This window comes from Streptomyces sp. NPDC039423 (assembly GCF_055598725.1).
Genome location: NZ_JBVKAH010000002.1, coordinates 860,918 through 884,892 on the forward strand (window position 1 = coordinate 860,918; position 23,975 = coordinate 884,892).

Consider the following 23,975-nt stretch of genomic DNA (forward strand, 5'->3'; position numbering starts at 1 on the left):
TTGTTTCACTGCGGAATATTCCGTCTGGTGGAATGTACAAATGGGCGGAGCGGCGCTCAATCGTGGGGCTCAATGGGCCGGCGAAGTGACCAGTGAGTAGGTTTGCTGCGCGATTTCCAGCTCCTCGTCCGTCGGCACCACGGCGACCGCCACCCGCGCGTACTCCGGCGAGATCAGCCGCGCCTCACCGGAGCGGATCTCGTTGAGACCCGCGTCCACCGCCAGGCCCAGCTCCTCCAGGCCCGCCACCGCAGCTTCCCGCACCGCGGCCGCGTTCTCGCCGACACCCGCCGTGAACGCCACCGCGTCCACCCGGCCGAGCACGGCGTAATAGGCGCCGATGTACTTCTTCAGCCGGTGGATGTAAATGTCGAACGCGAGCCGCGCCCGCTCGTCGCCCTCCTCGATCCGCCGGCGGATCTCCCGCATGTCATTGTCGCCGCAAAGCCCCACCAATCCGCTCTTCTTGTTCAGCAGGACATCGATCTCATCGGTCGACATTCCGGCCACCCGCACCAGGTGGAAAACGACCGCCGGATCGACGTCGCCGGATCGGGTACCCATCACCAGCCCCTCCAAGGGGGTCAGGCCCATCGAGGTGTCCACGCACCGGCCCCCGGCCACCGCCGAGGCCGAGGCGCCGTTGCCCAGGTGCAGCACGATCACGTTCACCTCGGACGGCTCCTTGCCCAGCAGCCGCGCGGTACGCCGGGCGACGTACGCGTGCGACGTGCCGTGGAAGCCGTACCGCCGGATACGGTGCGCGTCCGCGGTCGCGGTGTCGATCGCGTACCGCGCCGCGTGCTCCGGCATCGTGGTGTGGAACGCCGTGTCGAAGACGGCCACCTGGGGGAGGTCGGGGCGCAGCGCCTGGGCGGTGCGGATGCCGGTGATGTTCGCCGGGTTGTGCAGCGGGGCCACCGGGACCAGCCGCTCGATCTCCGCCATCACCTCGTCCGTGATCACGGTGGGCGCCGAGAACCTCAGCCCGCCGTGCACCACCCGGTGCCCGATCGCCGCCAGTTCGGGCGAGTCCAGGCCGAGCCCGTCCGCCGTCAGCTCCTCGGAGACCGCCTTCAGCGCGGCCTCGTGGTCGGCGATCGGGGCCGTACGCTCCCGCTTGCCGGACTCCCCGCCGGCCAGCGGCGTGTGGACCAGGCGCGAGGTCTCCTCGCCGATCCGCTCGACCAGCCCGAGGGCCAGCCGCGCGCCGTCGCGCATGTCGAGGAGCTGGTACTTCACCGACGAGGAGCCGGAGTTGAGGACGAGGACCCGGGTCGGGTTGCTCGCATTGCTCATGGGTTCGGTGCCTTCTGCCGTACGGGCGGTCATGCGGACGCGGTGGGCTGGGACTGGATCGCGGTGATCGCGACGGTGTTCACGATGTCGCTGACGAGCGCGCCGCGCGACAGGTCGTTGACCGGCTTGCGCAGGCCCTGGAGGACCGGCCCCACGGCCACGGCGCCGGCCGAGCGCTGCACGGCCTTGTATGTGTTGTTGCCGGTGTTGAGGTCCGGGAAGATCAGCACGGTCGCCTGCCCCGCGACCTCCGACCCAGGCAGCTTGGTCGCCGCGACGGACGGCTCGACCGCCGCGTCGTACTGGATCGGGCCCTCGATCTTCAGCTCGGGGTGCGCCTCGCGCACCAGCTTCGTCGCCTCGCGCACCTTGTCGACGTCCGCGCCGGAGCCCGACGTGCCCGTCGAGTACGACAGCATCGCGATCCGCGGCTCCACGCCGAACCGGGCGGCCGTGGCGGCGGACTGGACCGCGATGTCGGCGAGCTGCTCGGCGTTCGGGTCCGGGTTGACCGCGCAGTCGCCGTACACCAGAACCCGGTCGGCCAGGCACATGAAGAAGACCGACGAGACGATCGACGCTCCCCCTCGGGCTCCGCCCTGGGAGGTACCCGCAGGCTTCGCTTTGATGATCTCGAAGGCGGGGCGGATCGTCGCCGCGGTGGAGTGCACCGAGCCTGACACCATCCCGTCCGCCAGGCCCTCCTGCACCATCAGGGTGCCGAAGTAGTTGACGTCCGACACCACGTCGTAGGCCAGCTCCACGCTGACGCCCTTGTGGGCGCGCAACTCGGCGTACCGCTCCGCGAACCGCTGGCGCAGCTCGCTGGCCGCCGGGTCGATGAGCTGGGTGTGCTTCAGGTCGATGCCCAGGTCCGCGGCCTTCTTGCGGATCGCCTCGACATCACCGAGCAGGGTCAGTTCGCACACGTCCCGGCGTACGAGGACGTCGGCGGCGCGCAGGACGCGCTCCTCCGTGCCCTCCGGCAGCACCACCCGGCGCCGGTCCGCCCGCGCCTGCTCCAGCAGGTCGTGCTCGAACATCATCGGGGTCACCCGGCCGGTGCGCGCCACCGAGATCCGCTTGAGCAGGTCACCGGTCTCCACGTACCGCTCGAACAGCCCGAGCGCGGTCTCGGCCTTGCGGGGCGTCGCCGCGTTCAGCTTGCCCTCCAGGGAGAACAGCTCGGCGGCCGTCGGGAAGCTGTTGCCGCTCACGGAGATCACCGGGGTGCCGGGCGCCAGCCGCGCGGCGAGGGTGAGGATCTCCCGGCTGGGCCGCTCGTTCAGGGTCAGCAGGACGCCCGCGATGGGCGGCGTCCCGGCCGAGTGCGCGGCCAGCGCGCCCACCACCAGGTCGGCGCGGTCGCCGGGGGTGACGACCAGGCAGCCGGGGGTCAGCGCGTTGAGGAAGTTCGGCAGCATGGCGCCGCCGAACACGAAGTCCAGGGCGTCGCGCGCGAGCCCGGAGTCGTCGCCCAGCACCACCTCGGCGCCCAGCGCCTGGCTGATCTGCGCGACCGTCGGGGCGGACAGCGCCGGCTCGTCGGGGATCACGTAGCAGGGGACGGGCAGCCGGGCCGCGAGGCGCTCGGCGATGGCGTCCCGGTCCTCGGGCGCCACCCGGTTGGCCACCATGGCGAGGATGTCGCAGCCGAGGCTCTCGTACGCGCGGAAGGCGTTGCGCGTCTCGGCGCGGACGGACTCGGCGGCCTGGCTCTTGCCGCCGACGACGGGTATCACCGAGGCGCCGAACTCATTGGCGAGCCGCGCGTTCAGCGCCAGTTCCTCGGGGAGCTGGGTGGCGTGGAAGTCGGTGCCGAGCACCAGCACGACCTCGTAGTCGCGGGCCACCCGGTGGAAGCGCTCGACGAGCTGCGCGACCAGCTCATCCGTGCCCTTCTCGGCCTGGAGCGCGGCCGCCTCCTGGTAGTCCATGCCGTAGACGGTGGCCGGGTCCTGGGACAGCCGGTAGCGCACCCGCAGCAGGTCGAAGAGACGGTCGGGACCGTCGTGCACCAGCGGCCGGAACACCCCCACCCGGTCCACCTGGCGAGTCAGGAGCTCCATGACTCCCAGCTCCACGACCTGCCGGCCGTCCCCGCGGTCGATCCCGGTCACGTACACGCTGCGCGCCACGCAAGCTCTCCTGTCCCCTGAAGTCGAATGAATGGGCGAACAAAAAACCCCGTTGGGGCGGCCATACCCTCTTGACAATACCTCTGGCGCTGGGTAGGGCGCCCCCCGGGCGTCTGGCCCGCCGGGACGGGGGAACCCGGGTCGTGGAGCCCGCGCTCGGGCGGTGGCGGAGCAGGGCCGGAGCAGGGCCGGGGCGGGGCCGGGGCGGGGCCGGGGCGGCTGTGACGGCCCTTCGGCGCGGGCGCCGTGAGCACGGACGGGACACCCGGCGTGGGACAATTCGGTAAGGCTCACCCGTACCACTACTGAGCAGGAGACACGGCACGATGCGCATCGGAGTTCTCACCGCAGGCGGCGACTGCCCCGGCCTGAACGCAGTGATCCGGTCGGTCGTGCACCGTGCCATGACCGGCCACGGCGACGAGGTGATCGGCTTCGAGGACGGCTTCAAGGGTCTGCTCGACGGCCACTACCGGCCCCTCGACCTCAACGCGGTCAGCGGCATCCTCGCCCGCGGCGGCACCATCCTCGGTTCGGCCCGCCTGGAGCGTGCCCGGCTGCGCGAGGCGGCCGAGAACTGCGAGGAGATCCAGAAGCGGTACGGCATCGACGTTCTCATCCCCATCGGCGGCGAGGGCACGCTGACCGCCGCCCGGATGCTGGCGGACGCCGGGATGCCGGTGGTCGGCGTGCCGAAGACCATCGACAACGACATCTCCTCGACCGACCGGACCTTCGGCTTCGACACGGCCGTGACGGTGGCCACGGAGGCCATAGACCGTCTGAAGACCACTGCCGAGTCCCACCAACGGGTGATGGTGGTCGAGGTGATGGGACGGCACGCCGGGTGGATCGCCCTGGAGTCCGGCATGGCGGGCGGCGCGCACGGCATCTGCCTGCCCGAGCGGCCCTTCGAGGTCGACGACCTGGTGAAGATGGTCGAGGAACGCTTCGCGCGCGGCAAGAAGTTCGCCGTCGTCTGCGTCGCCGAGGGCGCGCACCCGGCCGAGGGCTCGATGGAGTACGAGAAGGGCGCGATCGACCAGTTCGGCCACGAGCGGTTCCAGGGAATCGGCAACCGGCTCGCCGCCGAGCTGGAGCAGCGGCTCGGCAAGGAGGCCCGGCCGGTCATCCTCGGCCATGTGCAGCGGGGCGGCGTGCCGACGGCGTACGACCGGGTCCTCGCCACCCGTTTCGGCTGGCACGCGGTGGAGGCCGCGCACCGCGGGGAGTTCGGCAACATGACGGCGCTGCGCGGGACCGACGTGGTGATGGTGCCGCTCGCGGACGCGGTCACCCGGCTGAAGACGGTGCCGCACAACCGGATGTACGAGGCGGAGTCCGTCTTCTGACGCCCGGGGGCCGCGCGGACGCCGCCCCCGGGCGGATGCCGTCCCCCGTGAGTGGGCCCTTCCCCGTGCGTACGCCGTTTCGCGGCCGGCGCGTCCTGCCCTCTTGAGCCGGGCCGCCGCTTCGGCGAGGCTTGCGCTTGTCCGGGACATGCCCCACCGGGTCCGGGTGGGCGGCCGGCGAGGGAGGGCGGCGCCGCATGACCGACGAGGAACCTCCCGCTCCCCGGGAGCGGGCGGCCGGGTTCGGCGCGGTGCCCGGAGGGGCGCCGGAGGGCGGGCCCGACGGCCCCGCGGAGCCGCGGTGGCGGCGGGCGGCCGTACCGGTGGTCGCCGGTGCCGCGCTGGTGGTCGCCGCCGTCACGGTCGTGACGTTCGTACGGGGCGGGGACGCCGATCCCTATCGCCCGGACGCCCCCGCGACGACCGTCCCCGGCACGGCGAGTCCCGCGACGACCGCACCCGGAAGGGCGCCGGGCAGCGGGGCACCTGCCACCGGGGCGCCCGCCACCGGGACGCCCCGCGCCGGGGCGGCGACGTCGGCCGAGGTGGCGGCGGCCGGGGCGGCGGCATCCGGAGCGGTGCCGTCCGGGGCGGTGGGCGTGCCGCGGCGTCCGTGACGGCCGGCGCGCCGGGGGCGGGAGCCGGCGCCGGGAGCCCGGCGGCCGTCAGAGACGGGCCAGCTCCCAGAAGTGCTCGACGACCCGCGCCAGGTACTCCCGGCCGGCCTCGCCGCCGCTGTCGCCGGTCACGTCGGAGCCCCAGCTATTGGTCGCCACCATCCGCGACTGGTAGTCGGCGTGGAGCTGCTGGAGGACGTCTTCCAGGTGGTGGCGGTCCATGGGCAGCAGCTTCGCCGCCGGTTTCACATACGCCTGCCACCGCGTGGTCGCCGCACTCCGCAGCAGGTCCGCGAGCTCCTCGTCCCGGCCCGTGGCCGTGATCAGCTCGCGCGGCCCGAGGGCGAGCGCGTCGGCCAGTGCCGCCGTCTGACGCTCATTGCCGCGCCACCGGCCGGACTCCTCCATACGCAGGTACGCCTTGGTGTCCAGACCGACCCGGCGGGCGAGGTCCTCGGGCGCGAGGGCCCGAGCCAGGCGGTGCTCGCGCAGGGTGGTGGCGGCGGCCAGCAGCTCGCCGGGCGAACACCACAGGACGCCGGCGAGGGCGGTCAGCTCCCGCGGGTCGGGCGCCGCCGCGCCGCGCTCCCAGGCGATGACCGTCTCGGGCGGGACGCCGAGGCCGTACTGGGCGCGCAGGCCGTAGGCGACATGGGCGGGAGCCATTCCCAGCGCCTCACGCAGTCGGCGCGCGGCGATGGCGTTGAACGGTGGGGACGGGGGAGAGGGGTGCACGCGGCACACCGTAGGAGCAGAGGGTCACTTTTGGCTACGGTCGGTTCACCCAAGGCCAAATGTCGTAGGAACGTCCAGATGCGCCCGCTACTGCCCTACCTGTCGGTAATTTACCCTGCTCCGGCCCCGGTTCCCTCCCCGGGCCCCGTTCCGGCCCCGGAGGGGACCCAGCGGTACCGGAGTTCCGGGCGGCCCACCTGTCCGTACTGCGGACTGCGCTCCGCCCGGCCCGCGGTGACGAGGTGCTCCAGATACCGGCGGGCGGTGATGCGGGAGATGCCGACGGCCGCGGCGGCCCCGGCGGCCGTGAGCCCGGTGTCCGCCTCGCGGAGGGTACGGGTGACGGCGGCGAGGGTCGGGGCGCTGAGGCCCTTGGGGAGGGCGGCGGGCTGGGGGGTGCGGAGGGCGGCGAGGGCCCGGTCGACCTCGTCCTGGCCGGACGCCTCGCCGGCGGCCGCGCGGAACTCGGCGTACCGGACGAGCCGGTCGCGCAGGGTCGCGAAGGTGAAGGGCTTCAGCACGTACTGGACGACGCCGAGCGAGACGCCCTCGCGCACGACGGCCAGGTCGCGGGCGGAGGTGACCGCGATGACGTCGGCGTGGTGGCCGGAGGCGCGCAGCGATCGCAGCAGGTGCAGGCCGTGACCGTCCGGCAGGTACAGGTCGAGGAGGATCAGGTCGACCGGCGTCCGCTCCAGCAGCCGGACGGCGGCGGCGCGCGAGTGCGCCACCCCGACCACGGTGAAGCCCGCCACCCGGCCCGCGTACAGCGCGTGCGCGTCCGCCGCGACGGGATCGTCCTCGACGACCAGGACCCGGATCGGCGCAGGCCCGGTCATGACGGCACCTCGCCGGCCCGGACCGGCCGCTCGCTCCCCGCGGCGCCGACCGCGCCCGGCCCGCCCGCGTCCGCGGCGACCGCGCCCGGCTCACCGGCGCCCCGCGTGACCCCGGCCCGGGCGGCCGCGGGCGGCAGCGGGAGCCGGACCGTGAAGCGCGCGCCGCCGTCGGGGGCGTCGTCCAGGGCGACGGTGCCGCGTGCCCGGTGGGCCGCCTGCCGCACGAGCGCCAGGCCCAGGCCCCGCCCCGGGCCGTGGGTGGACCATCCGCGCCGGAAGACGGCCTCGTGGTCGTCCGCGCCGACGCCCGGGCCCGAGTCGGCGACCCGCAGCAGCAGTTCACCGTCGTCCGTCCGCGCGGTGACCGTGACCCGCGCGGCGGGCGTCCCCCGGGTCGCCTCCAGGGCGTTGTCGATCAGGTTGCCCAGCATGGTCACCAGGTCGCGCGCCGGGAGCGCGGGCGGCAGGACACCGTCGTCGATCCGGCTGTCCTCCGTCAGCACCAGCTCCACGCCCCGCTCGCTCGCCTGGGCGGCCTTGCCCAGCAGCAGGGCCGCCAGCACGGGTTCGCCGACCGCGTCGACCACCCGGTCGGTCAGCGTCTGGGCCAGCTCCAGCTCCGCCGTCGCGAAGCCCACGGCCTCCTCCACCCGCCCCAATTCGATCAGCGACACCACCGTGTGCAGCCGGTTGGCCGCCTCGTGCGCCTGCGAGCGCAGCGCCTGCGTGAAGCCGCGCTCCGAGTCCAGCTCGCCGGACAGGGCCTGCAACTCGGTGTGGTCCCGCAGTGTCACCATCGTTCCCCGCCGCTCCCCGCCGACCACCGGCCGGGTGGACACCACCAGCACGCGATCGGCCGTCAGGTGCAGCTCGTCCACCCGCGTCCCGCCGGACAGCAGCGCGCCGGTGAGCGACGGCGGCAGGCCGAGCCGGTCGGCCGGCGTGCCCACCACCCCGGGCCCCAGGCCCAGCAGCTCCCGCGCCCCGTCGTTGATCAGCGCGATCCGCCGCTCCCCGTCCAGCATCACCAGGCCCTCGCGCACCGCGTGCAGCGCGGCCTCGTGGTAGTCGTGCATCCGGCTCAGCTCGGCGGCGTTCATGCCGTGCGTGTGCCGCCGGAGGCGGGCGTTGACCACGTACGTCCCCGCGCCGCCCAGCGCCAGCGCCGCGCCGGCCATCCCGAGCAGCGCGGTGACCTGGCCCTGGAGCTGCTCGCTGATCCGGTCGACGGTGATGCCCGCGCTGACGAGGGCGACGACCTCGCCCCGGTCGTACACCGGGGCCACCGTCCGCACCGAGCGCCCCAGCGTCCCCACATAGGTCTCGGAGTACGTGTCGCCGCGCCGGGCGGCGTCGATGTGTCCCAGGTACTTCCTGCCGATCCGGTCCGGCTCGGGGTGCGTCCAGCGCGTGCCGTCCGGCGCCATGATCGTCACGAAGGTGACGCCGGGCTCCCCGACGAGGGAGGCGGCGTACGGCTGGAGCCGGGCGGTCGGGTCGTGGGACCGGGCGGCCTCCACGACCGTGGGGGCGCGGGCGACCGCCGTCGCCGTCGCGGTGGTCTGCCGCCGTGCGGTCTCCTCGGCCTGGCCGCGGTCGTCGGCGTACGCGAAGAGCGCGCACCCCGCCACGACCGCGGCCACCAGCACGACCTGCATCGCGAAGAGCTGGCCGGCGAGGCTGCGGGGACGGGTGTGCGAGAAGCGCATGAGCGAGGTCCGCCTGTCCGAAAACGTGTGAACGAAAGGTACGCAACGGTGACCGCCGTCACAAGGTGAGAGATGGTCTCGGGGATCCACAGGGACAGTGGAGCGACTCACCGAGGAGGACCCCGTGGCCGCACGACGGGACCGTACCCACTATCTGTATCTGGCCGTCATCGGGGCGGTCGTGCTCGGCATCGCCGTGGGCTTCGCCGCCCCGGGGGTGGCCGTCGAACTGAAGCCGCTGGGCACCGGCTTCGTCAACCTGATCAAGATGATGATCTCCCCGATCATCTTCTGCACGATCGTGCTGGGCGTCGGATCGGTGCGCAAGGCCGCGAAGGTGGGCGCCGTCGGCGGACTGGCCCTGGGCTACTTCATGGTCATGTCGACCGTGGCGCTCGCCATCGGCCTGGTCGTCGGCAACGTGCTGGAGCCGGGCTCCGGCCTCCGGCTGACGGACGAGGTCGCGGCGGCGGGCGAGAAGCAGGCGTCGGGGGCGAGCGAGAGCACCGCCGACTTCCTCCTCGGCGTCATCCCCAAGACACTGGTCTCCGCGTTCACGGCGGGCGAGGTGCTCCAGACGCTCCTGGTGGCGCTCCTGGCCGGCTTCGCGCTCCAGGCGATGGGCGGGGCGGGGGAGCCGGTGCTGCGCGGGATCGGGCACATCCAGCGCCTGGTCTTCCGCATCCTCGCGATGATCATGTGGGCCGCCCCGGTGGGCGCGTTCGGCGCCATCGCGGCGGTGGTCGGCGAGACCGGCGTGGACGCCCTGAAGTCGCTGGCCGTCATCATGATCGGCTTCTACCTCACCTGCGCCCTGTTCGTGTTCGGCGTCCTCGGCACCCTGCTGCGGCTGGTGGCGGGCGTGAACATCCTGACGCTGCTGCGGTACCTGGGCCGGGAGTTCCTGCTGATCCTGTCCACCTCCTCCTCCGAGTCGGCGCTGCCGCGCCTGATCGCCAAGATGGAGCACCTGGGCGTGAGCAAGCCCGTCGTCGGCATCACCGTCCCGACCGGCTACTCCTTCAACCTGGACGGCACCGCCATCTACCTGACGATGGCCTCGCTGTTCGTCGCCGAGGCGATGGGCGACCCGCTCTCGCTCTCCGAGCAGGTCTCCCTCCTCGTCTTCATGATCATCGCCTCGAAGGGCGCGGCGGGGGTGACCGGCGCGGGCCTGGCGACGCTGGCCGGCGGTCTCCAGTCGCACCGCCCCGAACTGGTCGACGGCGTGGGCCTGATCGTCGGCATCGACCGCTTCATGAGCGAGGCCCGCGCCCTGACCAACTTCGCGGGCAACGCGGTCGCCACCGTCCTGGTCGGCACCTGGACCAAGGAGATCGACAAGGCGCGGGTGGCCGACGTCCTGGCCGGGAAGGTGCCGTTCGACGAGAGGACCCTGGTCGACGACCACGCCCCGGCCCCCGGTGGCACGGACGACCTCCCCGAGCCGCGCGAGCCCGTCAAGGTCTGACGTACCGGGCCCGAGGCGCCCCGGGCGTACGGAGTCCGGGCGACCGAACCGCGCGGGAGGCCCCCGCGCGGTTCGGTCCGTTCCGCCCGTACCGCCGGTAACAGGAACGTGTCATCGTAGGGACCACTTCTGGCATGTGCATGAAGGGATCCCCCATGTCGCGTCTTCCCGCACTGCTCGCCCTCACCCTCACGGTGGCCCTCGGCCAGGTCACCGCCTCCGCCGCCGAGGAGCCCAGGACCGCCCCGCGCGACGTCGTGGTCGTCGGCAACAGCGCGGACGGCACGGTCAGCTTCATCGACTCCCGTACGTACGAGAACCTCGGCTCCCTCGACGTCGTCCCCGACCTCGACGCGGTCCTCGCCGGCATGGACCCGATCCGCCGCGCCGCCTACGAGATCGTCCGGCAGCAGGCGGGCGGCGACAAGTTCGTGGACGACGCCCACCTCTCACCCGACGGGCGCACCCTCTACGTCTCGCGCGGCAACCTCGGCGACGCCGCCGCGTACGACATCGCCTCCGGCCGGCAGCTCTGGCGCACGCACCTCGACGGCCTCAAGGCCGACCACGCCGTCCTCTCCCCGGACGGCTCCACCTTCGTCGTCTCCGCCATCACCGCCGCCAAGGCGCAGGCCCTGGACACCGCGACCGGCCGCGTCACCGGGGAGTTCGCGACCGGCACGTACCCGCACGAGAACATGTACTCGGCGGACGGCAGCCGCATCTACAACATGTCCATCGGCATCACCTCGTTCCCCAAGGCCCTCAACGCCCTCAAGGGGACCAAGCAGGTCACGGTCGCCGACGCGGCCACGCTGAAGGTGCTGCGGAAGTACACCTTCGACAAGGGGGTGCGCCCGGCCGTGATCACCCCGGACGGGAAGACGATGTACGCCCAGCTCTCCTACCTCAACGGGTTCATCGAGTACGACCTCCAGGCCGGGCGCACGGTGCGGACCGTCGAGATGCCGTTCAGCGCGGCGGGGGCGGCGCTGAAGCCGGACGACTACCCGCAGAACTCCGCCCACCACGGCATGGCGATGAACGGCGCGAACGACAAGCTGTGCATGGCCGGCACCATCGACGACTACACGGCCGTCGTCTCCCGCCCCGGCCTGACCACCGACGGCCTCGTCCCCTACGAGCCGGGGGCGCTGCCGTACTGGTCCCTCACCGGGCCCGGCGGCACGCACTGCTTCGTGACCCTCTCCAACCGGGACGAGGTGTCGGTCGTCGACTACCGCACCGCGAAGGAGGTCGCCCGGGTGAAGGTCGGCGACTTCCCGCAGCGCGAGCGGGCCGGGCGGGTGGCGGCGGACGCGCTGTCCGGTCTGGACCGCTGATCCGGCTGGATCCGGCAGGCAGGCCCTAGGGGGCGTCCGGGGCACCGCGGGCCAAGCGAGACTTCACGGACACGGCCTACGGCTCCAGCGACGCCACCAGCTCCGCCGCCCGCTCGGCCGGCGTCCCCGCCGAGATCAGCATCGTGACCGCGGCGGACCGCCCCGCCCGGTCCGCCGCGAGCGCACCCGCGTTCACCGCCTCCATCAGCCCGAAGAGCACCTGCTCGTGCACGTACGCGAGGGCGGCGGCCGGCAGCGGGGAGGTGAACACGCCCTCGTCCAGGCCGCGCCGCAGCACCGCCGCGCAGGCCTCGCGCACCGGGGTCAGCCGCTCCCGGATGCCCTCCATGGTGACGCTCCGCTGGGCCAGTGCCACCAGGAGCCGGTAGCGGTCGGCGATCTCCCACACCGCGAGCGTGGCGCGGGCCAGCGCCTCGGCCGGGTCGTCCACGCCCTCGCGGCCGCTCGCGTGCGCCCGCGCCACCGACTCGACCGCGCTGTCCACGAGCGCGGCGATCAGCGCTTCCCGGCTGGGGAAGTGCCCGTACACGGTCCGGCGTACGACCCCGGCCGCGCGGGCGATCTGGTCCATGGAGGCGTCCGGGTCGCGCAGCAGCTCGGTGAGGGCCACCTGCTCGATACGGCGCCGGTTGGCATCGGCTCTTCCAGAAGTCACGCCTTCATTTTGCACATGGCTGTGCAGTGGCGTAACTTGCACAGGAGTGTGTAATTGCACATCACTGTGCAAGATCGTGTCGCTGGAAGGGTGGACAGAACCATGCGTCTCGTCATGAACGAGCCGGTCGAGAGGATGGACCGGCCCTATGCGAAGCGCTGGTGGGCACTGCTCGTGCTGTGCCTGAGCCTGCTGATCATCGTGATGGCGAACACCGCCCTCACCGTCGCCGCGCCCGACATGACCCAGGACCTGGGGCTGTCCAGCTCCGACCTCCAGTGGGTCATCGACGGCTACACCGTCCCCTACGCGGCGCTGATGCTGCTGCTGGGCGCGATCGGCGACAAGTACAGCCGGCGCGGCGCGCTCGTCCTGGGCCTGGTCGTCTTCGGCGCCGGCTCGGTCGCCGGCTCGCTGGTCGACTCCTCCGCCGGTGTCATAGCCGCCCGGGCCGTGATGGGCGTCGGCGCGGCGATGATCATGCCCGCCACGCTGTCGCTGCTCGCCGCGACCTTCCCGCGCGCCGAGCGCGCGAAGGCCATCGTCCTGTGGACGGCCACCGCCGGTCTCGCCATCGCCGCCGGGCCGCTGGTCGCCGGCGCCCTGCTGGAGAACCACGGCTGGGCGTCCACGTTCCTGATCAACGTTCCCGTCGCCGCGCTCGCGATCGTCGGCGCCTTCGCCCTCGTACCGCCGTCGAAGGCCGCCCGGCACGGGCGCATCGACTACGTCGGCGGGCTGCTCTCCGTCGTCTGGACCGGAGCGCTGGTCTACATGATCATCCAGGGCCCGCACTTCGGCTGGGACGCCAAGGCCGTGGGCGCCGCGGTCGTCGCGGGCGCCGGGCTCGTCGCCTTCGTGGTCTGGGAGCTGCGCCACCCGCGCCCGGTGCTGGACGTCCGCCGCTTCCTGAACCGCGGCTTCGCCGGCTCCAACCTGGCCGTCGCCCTGTTCTTCCTCGCCGTCTTCGGCGCCTTCTACTACCTGACCCAGCACCTTCAGTTCGTGCTCGGGTACGACCCGTTCGACACGGGCGTGCGGATGCTGCCGCTGGCTGGCGCCGTGTTCGTCGGCTCCGCGCTGACCGGGTTCCTCACCCCGCGCCTGGGCATGAAGGTCACGGTCACCGCGGGCATGGCCCTCGGTACGCTCGCCCTCGCCCTGCTGACCCGGGTCGACGCGGCCTCCGCGTACGGCGACTTCGTCGCCCCGCTGGTCGTCCTGGGCGTCGCGATCGGCCTCGCGCTGTCCCCCTGCACCGACGCCATCATGGGCGCGTTCCCCGAGTCGGAGCTGGGCGTGGGCGGTGCCGTCAACGACACCTCGCTGGAGCTGGGCGGTTCGCTCGGCATCGCGCTGCTCGGCTCGGTACTGGCCTCCTCGTACTCCTCGCACCTCGCCGACGCCACCGAGGGCAGCGGCCTCCCCGCCGAGGCGCTCACCACCGCCCAGGACTCGGTCGGCGCCGGATTCGCCGTCGCGCACGGCATCGGCGAGCAGGCCGCCCATGCCTCGCCGGCGCAGGCCGCCCAACTGACGCAGGGCGCCGAGCGGATGGCCGACGCCGTGGGCTCGGCCTTCTCCGACGCGGTGGCCCACACCAGCCTCGTCGGCGCGGCGATCCTGGCCGTCGGCACGGTCCTGGTGGCCCTCCTCCTGCCGGGCCGCACGGCGCGCGCGAAGGCGGAGACCGAGGCCCGCGAGCCCGAGCTGGTCTGAGCCCGCCCCCGCACGGCCGGGCCGTGACGTGCCGCCGGGGGGCCGCACGTCACGGCCCGGCGGTTTCCGCCCCTCACGGGCGGCGCCGAGGCCCCCGCGCCTCACGGGCCGAGCAGCTCCCGCTCCCGCTCGTCCAGGACCAGATCCGCCGCCGCGGCCGAGTCGCGGGCCGTCTCCGGGCGGCTGGCCCCCGGGATGGGAACGACCACCGGGGAGCGGGCCAGCGCCCATGCCAGGGCCACCCGCTGCGGGCTGACCCCCCGCTCCCGCGCCACCCGGTGGAAGGCGCCGAACCGGGGGTCGGCCTCCCGGGCGGACGGGCCGTCCAGCGAGCTGCGCGAGATGCCGCCGAGGGGGCTCCACGGCAGGAACGCCAGCCCCAGCTCGGCGCAGAGCCGCAGCTCGGGCTCGCTGTCCCGGACGGCGGGGGACCACTGGTTCTGCACGGAGACCAGCCGGTCGCCCAGGACCTCGCGGGCGAGGCGGATCTGCGCCACGTCCACGTTCGAGACGCCGGCCATCCGGATGGTGCCCGCGTCCAGCAGGTCGCGGAGCGCGCCCAGCGATTCGGCGTACGGCACGGCCGGGTCCGGCTTGTGCAACTGGTACAGGCCGATCGCCTCCACCCCCAGCCGCCGCGCCGACGCCCGGGCGGCACGCCGCAGGTGCTCGGGGCGGCCGTCGACGGTCCAGCCGCCGCCGGGGGTGCGGCCCCGGCCGCCCTTGGTGGCGACCAGCACCCGGTCGCGGGCCCCGCCGCCGTATGCCGCCAGGGCGCGCGCGACCAGGCGTTCACCGTCGCCGGGCTCGCCGCCCGCCGGGGCGTGGTACGAGTCGGCCGTGTCGATCAGGGTGACGCCCGCGTCGAGCGCGGCGTGGACGGTCGCCAGCGCGCGGGCCTCCTCGGGGCGGCCCTCGATGGACAGCGGCATCGCCCCGAGCCCCACGGCGCCGACCGCGACGTCCCCGAGGTACCTCACGCCAGGGCCCCGAGGGTTTCGCCGACGGCCCGTTCCAGCCAGTCGGAACTGTGCCGGAAGGGGTAACCGAGCTCCGTGGCACGGGTGTTGTCCATGGCGTATCCGCGCCGGAAGGAGAAGGGGGACACCTCGCCCGTCCCGACCTCCCGGAATTCCGCCCGGCCACCGGTCCGCGCCTCGACGGCCGCGCAGATGTCCCGGGTCGTCAGGGGACCGTGCGACGCCGCGTTCACCGGCCCGGTGAAGTCCCGCTCGGCCGCCCACGCCAGGAAGTCCGCGATCTCCTCCACGTACACATAGGTCGCCGGACGGTCCGCGGGGGCCACGGCGACGGGGAGCCCCGCCCCGATCCTTTCCGCGTAGTGCGTGAGGCGACCGGTGAAGTCGTCGGCGCCACCCAGGACATGGGCGACCCGCACGGCCGTGAAGCGCAGCGACGGGTCCCGTGCGAACACGGCCTCGGCCTGCCGCTTGCCCTCGCCGTAGGGGAGGTCGGCGTCCAGGTCCACCGCGACCGTGCGCGGATCGACGGCCTCCTCCCGCACGGGCGAGGCGGAATCCTCGTTCTCGTACACCTCGACCGTCGACGTCATCACGTAGCGCCGGGTGCGCGGCCCGAGGACCCGCCGGGCGATCTCCGCCTGGCGGGGGGTGTAGCAGACCTGGTCGAGCACGACGTCGAAGGTCCGCGGACCGAGCGCCTCCTCCAGGGCCCGTTCGTCGTCACGGTCGGCGATCAGGTGCACGGCCCCGGCGGGCGGCGCGGACGATCCGCGATTGACGACGGTGACGGTGTGCCCCGCCTCCAACAGCCGCTTCACCAGGCGCTTTCCGAAGTACCGGCTCCCGCCGATCACGCATATTCCGAGCATGGGCACCAGTGTTACGGTGACGGGCCGCAGCCTGAAGGGGGAACCATGGGAGATCCGGCCGCCGCGCCCAAAGAACAACGGCATCCGCGCCCCGTGGCCGTCGGAACGACGGCGGTGTCCTTCGACCAGGTGGACCGGCAGATCCTGGAGCTCGTCCAGAGCGACGGCCGCATCAAGCTGAGCGAGCTCGGCCGCCGGGTCCGGCTCAGCCCGGCGGCCGTCGCCGAACGCGTCCGCCGCCTGGAGACGTGCGGTGCCATCACCGGGTACGGCGCGCACGTGTCACCGGCCCGGCTCGGCTACGGCATCCAGGCCTTCATCCGGGTCGACCCGCACGGTGGCTACACCCTCCGGCACCCGAGGACCCTGGAGCTGCTGGACCGCCCGGAGGTCCTGGAGGCCCACCACGTGGTCGGCGAGGACTGCTGGATCCTCAAGGTGGCGGTCACGGACACCGTCCACCTGGAGGACGTGCTGGAGCAGACGTCCGCGCTGGGCCGCACGACCACGTCGGTCGTGCTCTCCTCGCCGGTGCCGCGCAAACCGCTCTTGCCTTGACGTCCGCGTCAAGCCCTACCGTCGGGGGCATGCGAATCGGCGAGCTGGCGAAGCGCGCGGGCACGACCACCCGGACCCTGCGCTACTACGAGTCCCGTGGCCTGCTGCGCGCGCGGCGCGCGGAGAACGGCTACCGCACGTACGACGAGGACGACCTGCGGCTGCTCCAGCAGATCCGGACGCTCCAGGACTTCGGGTTCGACCTGGAGGAGACCCGGCCGTTCGTCGACTGCCTGCGCGCCGGCCATCCGGCCGGGGACGCCTGCCCCGCCTCGCTGGACGTCTACCGGCGCAAGCTCGACGAGCTGGACGGCCTGATCGGCCAGCTCCGGGCGGTGCGCGCCGAGGTCGCCGCCCGGCTCGCGCTGGCGACCGGGACGCCCGAACCACGCTGCCAATTCGAGAGGACGACGGAATGATCCACGCCCATGGAGTGCCCGAGGTGACCGACGCGGACTTCGACACCGAGGTCCTGTCCGCCGACCGCCCGGTCCTGGTCGAGTTCACGGCCGACTGGTGCGGCCCGTGCCGCCAGCTCGCCCCCGTGCTGAGCGCGGTCGCCGCCGAGGAGGCGGACCGCCTGAAGGTGGTGCAGATCGACGCGGACACCAACCCGGAGACGGTGACGCGCTACAACGTGCTGTCCATGCCCACCCTGCTGGTGTTCCGCGCCGGCGAGCCGGTGAAGTCGATGGTCGGCGCCCGCCCCAAGCGCCGGCTGCTCCAGGAAGTGGAGGACGCGCTGGTCTGAGGCACAGCGGCACCGACGTACGGAAAACGCCCCGGGCCGCATTGGCGGCCGGGGCGTTTTCTCGCGTATATTTGAGTTTTCGCATGCGCGCACGCCAAAAGGCGCGCAGAAGTTCAATAAGCGCACTGTATCGCGTCGGGAGTTGGATTGTCAACCGAGGAATATCGGAAAGAGCAGCAATTCATCAATGGGCTCTACGCGCGACTCGACCACCTGCGGACCCAGGCCGAGACCGCCGTCCGCGCCGCCCTCAAGGACGTCGGCACCGGGTTCCAGGCGCGGCTGGAGCGGGACGTGCTGGTCGCCGAACAGTCCGGGCTGCTCGCCGCCTTCGACGCCGGCGAAAGCGGGCTCTGCTTCGGACGACTGGAATTCCGCGACGGCCGCGACCACCACATCGGGCGCATCGGCATCCGGGAGGACGACGAGGAACGCACCCCCCTCGTCGTCGACTGGCGCGCCGACGTGGCCCGGCCCTTCTACCTCGCCACCGGGTACGAGCCGATGGGGCTGCGCCGCCGCCGCCACATCACCACCGAGGGACGCCACGTCACCGCGCTGCACGACGAGATCCTCGACCTGACCGACACCACCCGCACCGGGCACGAGAACCCCGACGCCGACGAGGTGCTCCTCGCCGCGCTCGACGCCGCGCGCACCGGCCGCATGAGCGACATCGTGCAGACCATCCAGGCCGAACAGGACCGTGTCATCCGCGCCCCGCACCAGGGCGTGCTCGTCGTCGAGGGCGGCCCCGGCACCGGCAAGACCGCCGTCGCGCTGCACCGCGCCGCCTACCTGCTCTACGCCCACCGCGAGCAGCTCGCCCGCCGCGCGGTCCTCATCGTCGGCCCCAACTCCGGCTTCCTCGGCTACATCGGCGAGGTGCTGCCCGCCCTCGGCGAGACCGGCGTCCTGCTGGCCACCCCGGGCGAGCTGTTCCCCGGCGTCCGCGCCACCGGCACCGACACCCCCGAGGCCGCCGAGATCAAGGGACGCGCCGGCATGGCCGACGTCCTCGCCGGGGTCCTCCGCGACCGGCAGACCGTCCCGCCCACCGACGCGCCGATCGAGATCGACCACGACGACTACGGCACCCTCCTGCTGGACCGGAACATGGCCGAGGACGCCCGCTGGGACGCCCGCGGCACCGGCCTGCCGCACAACCTCGCCCGCCCCCGCTTCGCGTTCCGGATCATCGACGCGCTCACCGACCAGCTCGCCGAGCGGCTCGGCGCCGACCCCTTCGGCGGCCCCAACCTCCTCGACCCCAGCGACATCACCCAGATGCGCAAGGAGATCGCCGCCAGCCCCCACGTCCACGCCGCGATCGAGGAGCTGTGGCCGGCGCTCACCCCGCAGGAGCTCGTCGCCGGCTTCCTCGCCGAGCCCGACGGCCACCTCCCGGACGGCGAGGCCGAGTTCGTCCGCCGCACCGGCGGCCCGTGGACCGAGGCCGACGTACCGCTGCTGGACGAGGCGGCCGAACTGCTCGGCGAGGACGACACCGCCGCCCGCGCCGCCGCCGAACGCGAGCGCAGCGCCCGCATCGCCTACGCCCAAGGCGTGCTGGACGTCTCCTACGCCTCCCGTACGTACGAGTTCGAGGACGAGGAGTCGGAGGTGCTCGGCGCCCACGACATCATCGACGCCGAACGGTTCGCCGAGCGCCACGAGGAGGCCGACCACCGCAGCGCCGCCGAACGCGCCGCCGCGGACCGCACCTGGGCCTTCGGGCACGTCATCGTCGACGAGGCACAGGAACTGTCCGCCATGGCGTGGCGGCTGCTGATGCGCCGCGTCCCCACCCGCTCGATGACCCTGGTCGGCGACCCCGCCCAGACCGGCGACGCGGCCGGCTGCGGCTCCTGGCAGGACATCCTCGGCCCGTACGTCGGCGACCGCTACGAGCACGTCCGCCTCGGCGTCAACTACCGCACGCCCGCCGAGATCATGGAGGTCGCGGCGGCGGTGCGGCGCGCCGAGGACCCGGACTTCGTCCCGCCCCGCTCCGTGCGGTCCACGGGCGTGGCGCCCTGGGAGCGGACCACGGACGACCTGCCCGGCGAGGTCGCCGAGGCCGTACGCCGGGAACGGCCCGCCGAGGGACGGCTCGCCGTGATCGCCCCGCCCGGCCGGCTCCCGGCGCTCGGCGCGGCCCTCCCCGAAGCCTCCCGCGGACCGGAACCCGACCTCACCCGGCCGGTCGTCCTGCTGGAGCCGCGCCAGGCGAAGGGCCTGGAGTTCGACACCGTGATCGTCGCCGACCCGGAGGGCATCCGGTCCGGCGGGCCGCACGGCGTCAACGACCTCTACGTGGCGCTGACCCGAGCCACCCAGCGGCTGGGGGTGGTCCGGGTCAGCGGTTGAGGTGGAGCCGGGCCAGCTCCTCGGGGGTGGGCGCGGGCGAGCCCGAACTCCGCTCGATCCGCTCCCGCAGCGCTGCGGGGTCGCGCCGCCCGGTCGCCCCGACGACGACCGGGCCCCGCCAGCCCCCGGGCGCGGTGAGCGCGACGCGTTCGCCGTCCAGCGTGAACGCCTCGTACTCCCCGCCGGCCACGTCCACGGCCTCCAGCTCGTGCGCCGCGGCGTCGAACGAGGGCAGGACGTACACCCAGTCATCACGGTCGAAGACCAGCAGGGTCTGTGCGGGAAGGTCGGTCATGGCGGTCATCGTCACCCGCCGGCCGGCCTCCCCGCACACCGTTTTCGGCCGCCGCGCGCCACGGCGGCCCGTCCGGTCAGGCCGGCTTCAGCCACACCGTCGCCAGCGGCGGCAGCGTCAGCCGGACGTGCCCGCCCTCCGGCTTCACCGGGCCGGCGGTGCGCACCCCGCTGCCGCCGTACTCCGTGGCGTCGGTGTTCAGGACCTCCGCCCACGCCGCGATCCGGTCCGGCACCCACAGCCCGTAGTCCTCGCGCACCACCGGCGAGAAGTTGCTCACCGACAGCAGCGGCGCGCCCTGCGCGTCGTACCGCAGGAAGGCGAACACGTTGTCCTCGGCGGCGTCACCGAGCGACCACTGGAAGCCCTCCGGGACGGTGTCCCGCTCCCACAGCGCGGGCGTCGCCGTGTAGACCGCGTTCAGGTCGCGGACCAGGTCCCGCATCCCGCGGTGGTCGCCCGCCGAGTGGTAGCCGTCCTCCGTCAGCCACCACTCCGGGCCATGCGCCTCCGACCACTCCGCCCCCTGGGCGAACTCCTGCCCCATGAACAGCAACTGCTTGCCCGGGTGCGCCCACATGAAGCCCAGGTAGGCACGCTGGTTGGCGCGCCGCTGCCACCAGTCGCCCGGCATCTTGGTCACCAGGGCCTGCTTGCCGTGCACCACCTCGTCGTGGGAGATGGGCAGCACGTAGTTCTCGCTGTACGCGTACACCATCGAGAACGTCATCTCGTTGTGGTGGTACTTGCGGTGCACGGGCTCCTTGGAGACGTACACCAGCGAGTCGTGCATCCAGCCCATGTTCCACTTCAGCCCGAAGCCCAGCCCGCCGCTGTCGGTCGGGCGGGTGACGCCCTCCCACGCGGTGGACTCCTCGGCGATGGTGACCACACCCGGGCAGCGGCGGTAGACCGTGGCGTTCATCTCCTGGAGGAAGGCCACCGCGTCGAAGTTCTCCCGGCCGCCGTGCTCGTTGGGCAGCCACTCGCCGCCCTCGCGCGAGTAGTCCAGGTACAGCATCGAGGCGACCGCGTCGACCCGCAGGCCGTCGACGTGGAACTCCTCGCACCAGTAAACCGCGTTCGCGACCAGGAAGTTGCGCACCTCGGTACGGCCGTAGTCGAACTCCAGCGTCCCCCAGTCGGGGTGCTCGGCGCGCCGCGGGTCCGGGTGCTCGTACAGCGGGGTGCCGTCGAAGCGGGCCAGCGCCCAGTCGTCCTTCGGGAAGTGGGCCGGCACCCAGTCGACGAGGACGCCGAGCCCGGCGCGGTGGCAGGCGTCGACGAAGAACTTGAAGTCGTCGGGGCTGCCGAGGCGGGCCGTGGGCGCGTAGTACGAGGTGACCTGGTAGCCCCAGGACGGGCTGTAGGGGTGCTCGGCCACCGGCATCAGCTCGACGTGCGTGAAGCCCAGGCCCTTGACGTAGGCGGGCAGCTCGTCGGCAAGCTCACGGTAGGTCAGGCCCGGCCGCCAGGACGGCAGGTGCACCTCGTACACCGAGAAGGGCGCCTCGTGGACGGGCCGGTCGCCGCGGTGGGCCATCCAGTCGCGGTCCTGCCACTCGTAGTGCGAGGCCGTGACGACGGACGCCGTCTCCGGCGGGCACTGGGTGCGGCGGGCCATCGGGTCGGCGCGCAGCGAGCAGTGCCCGTCCGGCCCGGTGACGGCGAACTTGTACAGCGCCCCCTCGCCCAGGCCCGGGACGAACAGCTCCCACACCCCGGTGCTCCCCAGCGACCGCAGCGGCAGGCCGGTGCCGGCGTCCCAGTAGTTGAACTCGCCGACCAGCCGCACCCCGCGCGCGTTGGGCGCCCACACCGTGAAGCGGGTGCCGGTGACGCCCTGGTGGGTCATCGGGTGGGCGCCGAGCGCCTTCCACAGCTCCTCGTGCCGGCCCTCGCCGATCAGGTGCAGGTCCAGCTCGCCGAGCGCCGGCAGGAAGCGGTACGGGTCGTCCCCCTCGGCGACGGCGGAGTCGTACGCCGTCCGCAGCGTGTACGCGGGCACCGCGGACAGCGGCAGCACCACGGAGAACAGTCCGTCGCCGTCGTCGTGCAGCTCGGTGCCCACCCCGTCGACGACCACGGTCACGCCGCGCGCGCACGGGCGCAGGGCCCTGATCGCGATCCCGCCGTCGACCGGGTGGGCGCCCAGCAGGGCGTGCGGGTCGTGGTGCTCACCGGCGAGCAGCCGCCCCCGGTCGGCCGGGCCCAGCGGCGCGGCGACCACCCCGTCGGCGGCCGCCCGCGGCCGGGGCGTGGCGCCGGGCGGCGGCGTGGGCAGGGTGGTGGCGTCCCCCAGCGGGGTCTGCCTGACGGCGGGTGCGGGAGGCGCGGTGGACGCGGGCGCCGCGGGCGCCTTCTCGGGTGCCGGCGCGGCCGGTGCTCCCGGGGCCTTGGTGGTGGCCGGGGCCTTCTTGGCTGCCGGGGCGGCCGGGTTACGGGTGGGGCGACGGGGGGTCACGGGGAGAAGCCTCCTCAAGGGGCGTTCACATCACGGAGTGGTGGTCTGCGCGGCCAGGCGGTGGATGGCCGCCATCGGGACCGGGAGCCAGTCGGGGCGGTGCCGGGCCTCGTACAGGACCTCGTAGACCGCCTTGTCCGTCTCGTACGCGCGCAGCAGCTCGGGCTCGTCGCGCGGGTCGGCGCCCGAGGCCTCGGCGTATCCGGTGCAGTAGGCGTCCCGGCACCGTTCGGCCCAGTCGGGGTTCCAGGGGTGGTGCGAGCGGGCCGCGTAGTCGAAGGAACGCAGCATGCCGGCCACGTCGCGCACCGGCGGCTGCGGGCGGCGGCGTTCGGCGAGCGGCTTCGCGGGCTCCCCCTCGAAGTCGATCACCGACCAGTCGCCGTCCCCGGTACGGAGGGTCTGGCCCAGGTGAAGGTCGCCGTGGACCCGCTGGGCCCGCCCGAGCAACCCCTCCGTCCGGGCCGCGCCGACCGCCTCGAAAGCGGCGCGCAGTCCCGGGACGTACGGCATCAGCGCGGGTACCGCCTGGGCGGCGGCGTCCAGCCGGCGGCCCATCCCGTGGACCAGGTTCTCGGTCTGCGGGCGGCCCAGGGCCACTGTCGGGAGGGCGTCCGCCAGCGCGGTGTGCACCTCGGCGGTGGCCCGGCCGAGCGCCCGCGCCTCGGCGGTGAAGTCCCGGCCGGCGGCGAGGGCGTCCAGGGCGAGCTGCCAGCCGTCCTGCGACCCGCGCAGATAGGGCTGGAGGACGCCCAGGGTGCTGGCCTCCGGCCGGCCGTTGCCCGTCTCGTACCAGGCGACGGGCGCGGGAACCCGGGTGCAGCCCGCGCGGGCGAGCGCGAGCGGCAGCTCCAGGTCGGGGTTGGCGCCCGGGTAGACCCGGCGGAACACCTTCAGGATGTACTGGTCGCCGTACACGAGCGACGAGTTGGACTGCTCCGTGTCCAGGACGCGGGGCGTGAGGCCCTCGGGGATGGCGACGGTCCGGGAGAACCGCAGCGGACCCATCGGGCCGGGAGTGCGCAATCGTTCCAGCAGCAGCGCCGCGAGCCGTGGGTCGCTGAGCCCCTCGTAGACCGTGCGCCCGGCGAGCGGTCCGTCCGGGACGCGGCCGATGAGCGCGGGGGCGAGCTGCGGCGGCAGGGTGTTCCGCACGCCCAGCAGCAACTGGTAGCAGTCGCCCTGGGCGGCGGTGCCGGCGCCGGGCTGCTGGACCCGCACGAGCAGGTGCAGCAGACCGGGTCCGGTGGTGTCGAGCGGGAGCAGTTCGGTCACCGAGACGAGGGTGAAAGCGGTGACGGGGCGGCCTTTCCCGGCGAACCAGCGCTGGCGCGGCAGCCATTCGTGCAGCAGCGGCACCAGGGAGGGGAGCAGGGCGACCGGAGCCCGGGCGGTGGATGCGGTCTCCGACATGGCAGCGCGTCCTTTCCCCGGGCACTACGAAATGCACAGAACGTGCAGAGTGTCCCGGAATGCGGCGAGTGCTGTCCGGCTGTGCGGGACGTGTCGGGCGGGGATGGTCGAGATAGACCCGAATCGACGTATGAGGGGGAGAGTGCCCAGGGCGGGGCGACGGAAACGCCCCGCCCTGATGTCCTCACCCCTTCCCGGCCGCCCCGCCGCCGGCGGGGGACGGGCCCCGGTCCCCGCCGGCCGGCACCCGGCCGGGCACGGTCACCCGCTCCGGAGCGGCCCGCCCGGGAGCCGCCTCGCCGCCCGCCGCGCCCGGCACGGCTACGGCCGCCGCCCCGGCACGGGCCGCGCCCGGCGTCGTCACCGCGCCGGAG

General features: G+C 73.5%; 20 protein-coding genes. 9 read left to right on the forward strand and 11 right to left on the reverse strand.

The genetic code is table 11. From position 1 onward, the window contains the following. Positions 1 to 69: 69 nt before the first annotated feature. Together ACZ7LK_RS09965 and pta are read right to left on the reverse strand one after the other, a co-directional pair. Positions 70 to 1,299 carry an acetate kinase gene (locus tag ACZ7LK_RS09965; RefSeq protein ID WP_469463614.1) on the reverse strand — a complete coding sequence of 410 codons (1,230 nt, stop codon included), beginning with the start codon at positions 1,297 to 1,299 and terminating at the stop codon, positions 70 to 72. A 29-nt stretch (positions 1,300 to 1,328) separates the two neighbouring features. After that, a complete protein-coding gene (pta, locus tag ACZ7LK_RS09970) occupies positions 1,329 to 3,437 on the reverse strand; it encodes a phosphate acetyltransferase (protein ID WP_471139410.1) in 2,109 nt (702 codons plus the stop codon). A 326-nt stretch (positions 3,438 to 3,763) separates the two neighbouring features. On the opposite strand from pta, the gene ACZ7LK_RS09975 reads away from it, so the two are divergent. Both ACZ7LK_RS09975 and ACZ7LK_RS09980 read left to right on the forward strand, forming a co-directional pair. Further along, positions 3,764 to 4,789 carry an ATP-dependent 6-phosphofructokinase gene (locus ACZ7LK_RS09975; protein WP_392271952.1) on the forward strand — a complete coding sequence of 342 codons (1,026 nt, stop codon included), beginning with the start codon at positions 3,764 to 3,766 and terminating at the stop codon, positions 4,787 to 4,789. Between the two features lie 197 nt (positions 4,790 to 4,986). Further along, positions 4,987 to 5,406, forward strand: a complete 420-nt coding sequence (locus ACZ7LK_RS09980) for a hypothetical protein (RefSeq protein WP_469463617.1) — start codon at positions 4,987 to 4,989, stop codon at positions 5,404 to 5,406. Positions 5,407 to 5,454: 48 nt separating this feature from the next. Here the strand turns inward: ACZ7LK_RS09980 and ACZ7LK_RS09985 are convergent, their stop codons facing one another. From ACZ7LK_RS09985 to ACZ7LK_RS09995, 3 genes are all read right to left on the reverse strand, one after another. Next, positions 5,455 to 6,141 (reverse strand): helix-turn-helix domain-containing protein, encoded by a 687-nt coding sequence (locus ACZ7LK_RS09985; protein WP_392271950.1) that lies wholly within the window; start codon positions 6,139 to 6,141, stop codon positions 5,455 to 5,457. A 110-nt stretch (positions 6,142 to 6,251) separates the two neighbouring features. Then, positions 6,252 to 6,980, reverse strand: coding sequence for a response regulator (locus tag ACZ7LK_RS09990; protein ID WP_469463618.1), 729 nt, complete (start codon positions 6,978 to 6,980; stop codon positions 6,252 to 6,254). After that, positions 6,977 to 8,689 carry a sensor histidine kinase gene (locus ACZ7LK_RS09995; protein WP_469463619.1) on the reverse strand — a complete coding sequence of 571 codons (1,713 nt, stop codon included), beginning with the start codon at positions 8,687 to 8,689 and terminating at the stop codon, positions 6,977 to 6,979. Before ACZ7LK_RS09995 ends, ACZ7LK_RS09990 begins: the two co-directional genes overlap by 4 nt. A gap of 124 nt (positions 8,690 to 8,813) precedes the next feature. Between ACZ7LK_RS09995 and ACZ7LK_RS10000 the strand changes: the two genes are divergently transcribed. Further along, the gene (locus tag ACZ7LK_RS10000; RefSeq protein WP_392271947.1) at positions 8,814 to 10,160 is read left to right on the forward strand and encodes a cation:dicarboxylate symporter family transporter; all 1,347 of its coding nucleotides are present in this window, start codon (positions 8,814 to 8,816) and stop codon (positions 10,158 to 10,160) included. A 155-nt stretch (positions 10,161 to 10,315) separates the two neighbouring features. Then, on the forward strand, positions 10,316 to 11,503 hold the full coding sequence (locus tag ACZ7LK_RS10005) for a YncE family protein (protein ID WP_471139415.1): 1,188 nt from the start codon (positions 10,316 to 10,318) through the stop codon (positions 11,501 to 11,503). Between the two features lie 76 nt (positions 11,504 to 11,579). Here the strand turns inward: ACZ7LK_RS10005 and ACZ7LK_RS10010 are convergent, their stop codons facing one another. After that, positions 11,580 to 12,179 carry a TetR/AcrR family transcriptional regulator gene (locus ACZ7LK_RS10010; RefSeq protein ID WP_471139418.1) on the reverse strand — a complete coding sequence of 200 codons (600 nt, stop codon included), beginning with the start codon at positions 12,177 to 12,179 and terminating at the stop codon, positions 11,580 to 11,582. Positions 12,180 to 12,281: 102 nt separating this feature from the next. Here ACZ7LK_RS10010 and ACZ7LK_RS10015 point away from each other — a divergent pair, with 102 nt between their 5' ends. Then, positions 12,282 to 13,898 (forward strand): MFS transporter, encoded by a 1,617-nt coding sequence (locus tag ACZ7LK_RS10015; protein WP_392271944.1) that lies wholly within the window; start codon positions 12,282 to 12,284, stop codon positions 13,896 to 13,898. A gap of 101 nt (positions 13,899 to 13,999) precedes the next feature. On the opposite strand, the gene ACZ7LK_RS10020 is transcribed toward ACZ7LK_RS10015, so the two are convergent. Then, complete coding sequence (locus ACZ7LK_RS10020; protein ID WP_392272664.1) at positions 14,000 to 14,830, reverse strand: aldo/keto reductase; 831 nt, start codon at positions 14,828 to 14,830, stop codon at positions 14,000 to 14,002. A 44-nt stretch (positions 14,831 to 14,874) separates the two neighbouring features. Next, complete coding sequence (locus ACZ7LK_RS10025) at positions 14,875 to 15,750, reverse strand: NAD-dependent epimerase/dehydratase family protein (protein ID WP_392271943.1); 876 nt, start codon at positions 15,748 to 15,750, stop codon at positions 14,875 to 14,877. A 45-nt stretch (positions 15,751 to 15,795) separates the two neighbouring features. Between ACZ7LK_RS10025 and ACZ7LK_RS10030 the strand changes: the two genes are divergently transcribed. The 4 genes from ACZ7LK_RS10030 (at position 15,796) to ACZ7LK_RS10045 (ending at position 19,429) form a co-directional block, all read left to right on the forward strand. Next, positions 15,796 to 16,308, forward strand: a complete 513-nt coding sequence (locus tag ACZ7LK_RS10030) for an Lrp/AsnC family transcriptional regulator (protein WP_392271942.1) — start codon at positions 15,796 to 15,798, stop codon at positions 16,306 to 16,308. Positions 16,309 to 16,337: 29 nt separating this feature from the next. Continuing rightward, on the forward strand, positions 16,338 to 16,727 hold the full coding sequence (locus ACZ7LK_RS10035) for a MerR family transcriptional regulator (RefSeq protein WP_392271941.1): 390 nt from the start codon (positions 16,338 to 16,340) through the stop codon (positions 16,725 to 16,727). Then, complete coding sequence (trxA, locus tag ACZ7LK_RS10040) at positions 16,724 to 17,059, forward strand: thioredoxin (RefSeq protein WP_392271940.1); 336 nt, start codon at positions 16,724 to 16,726, stop codon at positions 17,057 to 17,059. Before ACZ7LK_RS10035 ends, trxA begins: the two co-directional genes overlap by 4 nt. A gap of 147 nt (positions 17,060 to 17,206) precedes the next feature. After that, entirely contained in the window at positions 17,207 to 19,429 is a 2,223-nt protein-coding gene (locus ACZ7LK_RS10045) for a HelD family protein (RefSeq protein WP_392271939.1), read from the forward strand. Here the strand turns inward: ACZ7LK_RS10045 and ACZ7LK_RS10050 are convergent. The 3 genes from ACZ7LK_RS10050 to ACZ7LK_RS10060 all read right to left on the reverse strand — a co-directional run bounded on the left by ACZ7LK_RS10050 (position 19,419) and on the right by ACZ7LK_RS10060 (position 23,601). Next, positions 19,419 to 19,724, reverse strand: coding sequence for a hypothetical protein (locus ACZ7LK_RS10050; protein ID WP_471139423.1), 306 nt, complete (start codon positions 19,722 to 19,724; stop codon positions 19,419 to 19,421). The two genes, ACZ7LK_RS10045 and ACZ7LK_RS10050, sit on opposite strands and share 11 nt — an antisense overlap. A gap of 76 nt (positions 19,725 to 19,800) precedes the next feature. Then, the gene (gene glgB, locus ACZ7LK_RS10055; RefSeq protein ID WP_471139586.1) at positions 19,801 to 22,026 is read right to left on the reverse strand and encodes a 1,4-alpha-glucan branching enzyme; all 2,226 of its coding nucleotides are present in this window, start codon (positions 22,024 to 22,026) and stop codon (positions 19,801 to 19,803) included. Positions 22,027 to 22,218: 192 nt separating this feature from the next. After that, positions 22,219 to 23,601, reverse strand: a complete 1,383-nt coding sequence (locus ACZ7LK_RS10060) for a maltokinase N-terminal cap-like domain-containing protein (protein WP_469463623.1) — start codon at positions 23,599 to 23,601, stop codon at positions 22,219 to 22,221. Positions 23,602 to 23,975 lie beyond the last annotated feature (374 nt).

Excerpts from the sequence above, each read along its gene's own strand:
- ACZ7LK_RS10035 (WP_392271941.1), top strand. The coding sequence starts at position 16,338 with ATGCGAATCGGCGAGCTGGCGAAGCGCGCGGGCACGACCACCCGGACC.
- ACZ7LK_RS10025 (WP_392271943.1), bottom strand. The coding sequence starts at position 15,750 with ATGCTCGGAATATGCGTGATCGGCGGGAGCCGGTACTTCGGAAAGCGC.
- ACZ7LK_RS09980 (WP_469463617.1), top strand. The coding sequence starts at position 4,987 with ATGACCGACGAGGAACCTCCCGCTCCCCGGGAGCGGGCGGCCGGGTTC.
- ACZ7LK_RS09990 (WP_469463618.1), bottom strand. The coding sequence starts at position 6,980 with ATGACCGGGCCTGCGCCGATCCGGGTCCTGGTCGTCGAGGACGATCCC.
- ACZ7LK_RS09975 (WP_392271952.1), top strand. The coding sequence starts at position 3,764 with ATGCGCATCGGAGTTCTCACCGCAGGCGGCGACTGCCCCGGCCTGAAC.
- ACZ7LK_RS09965 (WP_469463614.1), bottom strand. The coding sequence starts at position 1,299 with ATGAGCAATGCGAGCAACCCGACCCGGGTCCTCGTCCTCAACTCCGGC.
- ACZ7LK_RS10050 (WP_471139423.1), bottom strand. The coding sequence starts at position 19,724 with ATGACCGACCTTCCCGCACAGACCCTGCTGGTCTTCGACCGTGATGAC.
- ACZ7LK_RS09995 (WP_469463619.1), bottom strand. The coding sequence starts at position 8,689 with ATGCGCTTCTCGCACACCCGTCCCCGCAGCCTCGCCGGCCAGCTCTTC.
- trxA (WP_392271940.1), top strand. The coding sequence starts at position 16,724 with ATGATCCACGCCCATGGAGTGCCCGAGGTGACCGACGCGGACTTCGAC.
- ACZ7LK_RS10030 (WP_392271942.1), top strand. The coding sequence starts at position 15,796 with ATGGGAGATCCGGCCGCCGCGCCCAAAGAACAACGGCATCCGCGCCCC.
- ACZ7LK_RS10020 (WP_392272664.1), bottom strand. The coding sequence starts at position 14,830 with ATGCCGCTGTCCATCGAGGGCCGCCCCGAGGAGGCCCGCGCGCTGGCG.
- ACZ7LK_RS10015 (WP_392271944.1), top strand. The coding sequence starts at position 12,282 with ATGCGTCTCGTCATGAACGAGCCGGTCGAGAGGATGGACCGGCCCTAT.
- ACZ7LK_RS10060 (WP_469463623.1), bottom strand. The coding sequence starts at position 23,601 with ATGTCGGAGACCGCATCCACCGCCCGGGCTCCGGTCGCCCTGCTCCCC.
- ACZ7LK_RS10005 (WP_471139415.1), top strand. The coding sequence starts at position 10,316 with ATGTCGCGTCTTCCCGCACTGCTCGCCCTCACCCTCACGGTGGCCCTC.